4 protein-coding genes are annotated in these 3935 nt (G+C 71.6%); 3 read left to right on the top strand and 1 reads right to left on the bottom strand.

The window, feature by feature from the left end; genetic code table 11:
- A partial coding sequence (locus VMR86_10705) for a hypothetical protein (GenBank protein ID HTO07512.1) occupies positions 1-497 on the top strand: 497 nt, incomplete at its 5' end.
- Here VMR86_10705 and VMR86_10700 read toward each other — a convergent pair.
- A complete protein-coding gene (locus VMR86_10700) occupies positions 498-1346 on the bottom strand; it encodes a DUF4097 family beta strand repeat-containing protein (protein HTO07511.1) in 849 nt (282 codons plus the stop codon).
- A gap of 148 nt (positions 1347-1494) precedes the next feature.
- Between VMR86_10700 and VMR86_10695 the strand changes: the two genes are divergently transcribed.
- Together VMR86_10695 and VMR86_10690 are read left to right on the top strand one after the other, a co-directional pair.
- Positions 1495-2658, top strand: a complete 1164-nt coding sequence (locus VMR86_10695) for a serine hydrolase domain-containing protein (protein HTO07510.1) — start codon at positions 1495-1497, stop codon at positions 2656-2658.
- Between the two features lie 31 nt (positions 2659-2689).
- A complete protein-coding gene (locus tag VMR86_10690) occupies positions 2690-3787 on the top strand; it encodes an MBL fold metallo-hydrolase (protein ID HTO07509.1) in 1098 nt (365 codons plus the stop codon).
- The last annotated feature ends 148 nt before the right edge of the window (positions 3788-3935 follow it).

Raw genomic sequence — 3935 nt, 5'->3', positions numbered from 1 at the left:
CGCACGCCCGAGACGCGGCCGATCTACCGGAGGTGGCGCGCATGAACTGGGACGAGTTCGCGAAACAGGCGCCGGAGCTGGCGCGGCTGGGCGTGGAGCGCATCGATGGCAGTGGCATGGTGCTGCTCGGCACGCTGCGCCCGAACGGCTTCCCGCGCATCTCGCCCTGCGAGGCGATCTTCTGCGACGGCGAGGTCATGCTGGGCATGATGTGGCGCTCGCCCAAGGCGCTCGACCTCTTGCGCGACCCGCGCTGCGTCCTGCACAGCACGGTGTCCAAGACCGACGGCAGCGAGGGCGACTTCAAGCTCTACGGCCGCGGCGTCGACGTGCACGACCCGGGCGTGCGCAAGCGCTACTGCGAGGCGCTGTTCGCGAAGATCGGCTGGCAGCCCAGCGAGCCCGAGTTCCACCTGTTCGTGGTCGACGTGGAGAGCGCGGGCTGGTCGCGCTTCGACAACGGCGTGAAACAGCACAAGGCCTGGAAGCGCGCGTAGCTACAAGAGCCCGACGCGGATCCCGCCGCCCGAGGAACGCAGCTTGAGGCGCGGGCCCTTGCGCGCTCCGCGGCTGCCCGACACGCGGTGTGAGTCGGCCTTGCGCTCGTCGTCGAGCTCGAGGTCCAGGTGGATCTTGCCGCCGTGCGACTTGGCGTCGAGCACGAAGCAGGCCTCCTCGCGCACCTGCACCTCGATCGCGCCGCCCGAGCTCGAGATGTCGCCTTCGGGGTCGCCGAGGAACACGATCGAGGTCGAGCCGCCGGACGAGCGCGCGTGCACCGCGCCGTCGACGCCGTCGATCAAGAGGTCGCCGCCCGAGGAGCGCAGGCTCACGTCGCCGTACACGTCGCGCATCTCGGTGTTTCCGCCCGAGCTGCGCACGCGCACGTCGCCGTCCACGTTCTCCACGTCGACCGAGCCGCCCGAGCTCTGCAGGTCGACGTGGCCGACGACACCGGACAGTGTCACGTCGCCGCCGCTGGCCTGCAGGTCGACGTCGCCCGTGACTCCGTCGATGCGCGCGTGACCGCCGCTCGCGCGCATGGCGACCGCGTAGCGCTTGGGCACCCAGATGCGCACGCGCACGTCGAGCAGGCCGAACAGCCCGAGCAGCCAGCCCTCGCTGCGCACGGCGAAGCGCACGTCGTCGCCGTCGACGTCGAGCGCGAAGATCACGCGCTCCGCGCGCCGGCCGCGCGCCTCGGCCTCCACGCGCACCTCCTCGGCGTCGTGGGAGCGCACGTCGACGCTGCCGCGCTCGGAGCGCACGAACAGGGTGCCGCCGGGCTTCACCGGGACCACCTCGTCCATGAATTCGGGGCTCTCGATCGTCTGCACCAGGGGCACCTCTTGGCCTTCATAGCAAGGCGGGTGCCCGCTCGGGAAGCCGGAACGCGCCGCGCGGGCCGGCCGACCGGAAGCCGCCCGCTGCACTGCCGGAAGGGGGCTGCGGCGCCCGTGTAGAATGCCCGCGCCCGCGTCGGCAGGAGGACTCATGGCGTCAACGGTCAGCGTAGGGGGAGAGTGCCAGGCGCGCTTCGCGCGCCTGCGCGAGGCGTTCGCGGAGAGCTTCGCGAACGGCGAGGTGGGCGCCTCGGTCGCGGTGGCGATCGACGGCCAGCTCGTGGTCGATCTCTGGGGCGGCCACCGCGACGCCGCGCGCACGCTGCCCTGGCAGCGAGACACGCTGGCCAACGTGTACTCCACGACCAAGGGCGTGACTGCCATCTGCGCGCACCGGCTGGTCGAAGCGGGCAAGCTCGATCTCGACGCGCCGGTCGCGAGCTACTGGCCCGAGTTCGCGCAGCAGGGCAAGGGTGCCATTCCCGTGCGCTGGCTGCTCTGTCACCGCGCGGGCGTGCCGGCGCTGCGCAAGCAGATCCCGCCCGGGGGCCTGTACGACTGGAAGTACATGACCGAGTCACTCGCCGCCGAGGCGCCGTTCTGGGAGCCCGGCGCGCGCCACGGCTACCATGCGCTCACCTACGGCTACCTGGTCGGCGAGGTGATCCGCCGCGTCGACGGACGCAGCGTCGGCAGCTACTTCCGCGAGGAGCTGGCGCGGCCGCTGGGGCTGGACTTCCACATCGGCAGCGGGCCCGAGCTCGACGCGCGCATCGCCGAGATCATCCCCGCGCCGCCCTCTCCGCCGGGCGTGCCCAATCCGTTCCACGCGGCCGCCCAGAACCCCGAGTCACTCGTGGGCCGCGTGTTCGCCAACCCGCCACTCACTCCGGGCACGGTCAACACGCGCGCCTGGCGCGCGGTCGAGATCCCGGCCGGCAACGGCCACGGCACGGCGCGCGGGCTCGCGCGGCTGTACGGCGCGCTCGCGAGCGACGGCCGGCTCGACGGCGTGCACGTGCTCTCGCCGGCGCAGGTCGCGCGCGCGAACACCGAGAACTCGGTCGGCCAGGACGAGGTGCTCTCGCCGCTCCCGACCCGCTTCGGGCTGGGCTTCATGATGACCCAGCCGCTCATCCCGTTCGGCCCCAACCCCCGATCGTTCGGCCACCCCGGGGCGGGCGGCTCGATCGGCTTCGCCGACCCCGACGCGCGGCTCGGCTTCGCCTACGTGATGAACCAGATGCAGATGGGCCTGGGCGGCGACGCTCGCGGCTTCCGGCTGATCGCCGAGGTCTACGAGGCGTTGAAGTAGCCCCGTTCCGGCCGTTCGTTAGGATCGAAGCATGGGCAAGCGACAGGAGCAGGAAGAAGCGCGGACCGAGGTCACCGAGGTCGCGCCGGACGTGCTGCGCATGCAGCTCCCGATCCAGATGCCGGGCCTGGGCCACGTGAACTGTTATGCGCTGGTCGACGGCGAGGGCGCGGCCCTGGTCGATCCGGGCCTGCCGGGCACCACCAGCTGGCGCGCGTTGCAGGACCGGCTGAAGCAGGCCGGCATCCGGCTCAAGCACGTGCACACCGTGGTCGTGACTCACTCGCACCCCGATCACTTCGGCGGCGCCACGCGCTTCGTGCGCGAGTCGGGCGCGCGCGTGATCGGTCACCGCAACTTCCGCTTCGGCATGCCGAGCGCCGCCACGCCCGAGGTCTCCGCCGAGCACCTGGGTGCGGAGAAGCCCGCGGCCGAGGCCGAGAGCGAGGCCGGGAAGCCCGCGTCGGCCGCAGCGGCGGGGAACCGCGCGCTCGGCACCTGGGGCGGCCCCACGCCCTGGGGCGGCACGCGCCCGCGCCCGCCGTTCAAGCAGCGCATGAGCTGGCGCATGATGCGCATGTTCGGCGGCACCGACTTCGTGCCCGAGATCTCCGACCCGGTCGAGAACGGAAACGTGCTGCGGCTGGCCAAGCGCGACTGGTTCGTGCTGCACACGCCGGGTCACACCGAGGATCACATCTGCCTGCACGACCCCGAGCTCGGCATCTTCCTGGGCGGCGACCACGTGCTGCCCTCGATCACGCCGCACATCTCGGGCATCTCGTCGTCGCGCGATCCGCTGGCCTCGTTCTTCTACTCACTCGACCGCGTGGCGGAGATCAACGGCATCAAGCACGCGCTGCCCGCGCACGGTCACCCGTTCAGTGACTTGCGCGCGCGCACCGAGGCGATCAAGCGCCACCACTACGACCGGCTCGACAAGATCCGCGCGATCTCGCGCGAGCTCGGGCCCGCGTCGGTGGAGGACATCGCGAAGAAGCTGTTCCAGCCGCGCAGCTGGGGCGCGATGGCCGAGAGCGAGACCTACGCGCACCTGGAGCACCTGCGGCTCGCAGGCAACGCGGAGAGCCATCGCGAGGGCGAGAAGCTGATCTATACGGCTGGCTAGCGTCCCATGAAGGCGATCCTCTGGGACAACGACGGCGTGCTCGTCGACACCGAGCGCTTCTACTTCGAGGCTTCGCGCGCGGCGCTGGTCCGGCTCGGGGTGGCGTTCGACGAGGCGATCTACGTCGACCACTGCCTGCGGCACGGCG

The organism is Myxococcota bacterium (assembly GCA_035498015.1).
Taxonomy (GTDB): domain Bacteria; phylum Myxococcota_A; class UBA9160; order SZUA-336; family SZUA-336; genus VGRW01.
Note: the sequence above shows the minus strand (reverse complement) of the source record. Positions and strands in the feature narration are given on the sequence as shown.